Annotated in this window: 2 protein-coding genes; both read right to left on the bottom strand. The window is 65.8% G+C overall.

What is annotated here, in order from left to right; genetic code table 11:
• Positions 1-52 precede the first annotated feature (52 nt).
• Positions 53-799, bottom strand: a complete 747-nt coding sequence (locus tag ACFYMC_RS29770) for an anti-sigma factor (protein ID WP_388531276.1) — start codon at positions 797-799, stop codon at positions 53-55.
• Positions 796-1320 (bottom strand): ECF RNA polymerase sigma factor SigK, encoded by a 525-nt coding sequence (sigK, locus tag ACFYMC_RS29765; RefSeq protein WP_388531279.1) that lies wholly within the window; start codon positions 1318-1320, stop codon positions 796-798. The genes ACFYMC_RS29770 and sigK overlap by 4 nt, the downstream gene beginning before the upstream one ends.
• Positions 1321-1376: the final 56 nt, after the last annotated feature.

Genomic DNA, 1376 nt, shown 5'->3' with positions numbered 1-1376 from the left:
CCCCGACCGCTCTCAACTCCCGACCCGGCACCGCCCCGGTGGGGTGGGGGTTTTAGGTGGGGAGGTTGAGGAGGAGGAGGGGGGTGGTGGTGGGTTGGGGGGAGCCGCCTTGGGGTTCGAGGGTGAGGCCGATGGCGGTGGCTTGGTTGGGTGGGTCTTGCGTGAGGAGGGCGGTGTTGTTCTGGAAGGTGCCGGCGGGGCGCATGGTGCCGTTGTCGTCGAACCAGAGTTGGTAGGTCTGGTGGGTGGGGGGGTTGGGGAGGTCGGTGCTGATGAAGACGGCTTGGTTGAGTTGGGGGGAGGTGGTGAGGGTGATGTGGGCGCCGGTGGTGGTTTGGGCGTGGGTGGTGCGGGCGTCGGGGGCGTTGAGGACGTGGGTGAGTTGGTTGAGGTGTTGGGTTGTTTGTTGGGTTTGTTGGCGTGCTTGTTGGGTTTGGTTGTTCTGCCATAGGGCGAGGCCGCCGAGGGTGGTGGTGGCGGTGAGGGCGGCGGCGAGGGTGAGGTGGCGGGTGGTGCGGGTGAGGCGGGTGGTCCAGGTGGTGGTGTGGGGGGTGGGGGGGAGTTTGGGGGGGAGTTGGCGTACGGAGTCGATGGTGGTCAGGACGGTGTGTTTGAGGTGGGGTGGGGGTGGGGTGGTGGTGGCGGTGGCGAGGCGGGTGGTGGTGGCGGTGAATTCGTGGGTTTCGTGGGTGCAGGTGGGGCAGTGTTTGAGGTGGTTGAGGAAGGCGTGGTGTTCGGGTTCGGTGAGGGCGTCGAGGGCGTAGGCGCCGGTGAGGGTGTGGAGTTCGTCGTTTTTCATGTGGTCACCCCCATGCAGTCGCGGAGTCGGATGAGGCCGTCGCGCATGCGTGTTTTGATGGTTGGTAGTGGGGTTTTGAGGGTTTCTGCGACTTCGCGGTAGGTGAGGCCTTGGTAGTAGGCGAGGGTGACGGCTTGGCGTTGGAGTTCGGTCAGGCCTTGGAGGCAGCGGCGGACTTGTTCGCTTTCCAGGCGGGTTTCCACGTGTTCGGCGACTTCGTCGTAGGGGCGGGTGTTCTCGCGTAGGCCGTGGTCGTGGTCGCGGTTGGCTGCTGCTTGGGCGGAGCGGACCCGGTCGACGGCTCTGCGGTGGGCGAGCATCGCGATCCAGGTCATGACGCTGCCTTGGTCGGGGCGGTAGCGGGCGGCCTGGCGCCAGACATCGATCATGACTTCCTGGGTGACCTCCTCGGACTGGGCGCGGTCCCTGACGACCCTGACGACCAGACCGAAGACCATCGAGGTCACCGCGTCATAGAGTCGGGAGAAAGCGTCCTTGTCCCCACACGCGACCTGCGCCATCAACTCCTCCAACCCAGGACCAGCACGATCAGGAACACCGAAAGGCAACGACTGCC

It is taken from the genome of Streptomyces sp. NPDC006879 (assembly GCF_042869595.1).
Taxonomy (GTDB): domain Bacteria; phylum Actinomycetota; class Actinomycetes; order Streptomycetales; family Streptomycetaceae; genus Streptomyces.
The sequence above is the reverse complement of the archived record's forward strand: the minus strand, read 5'-3'. Positions and strand labels throughout refer to the sequence as shown.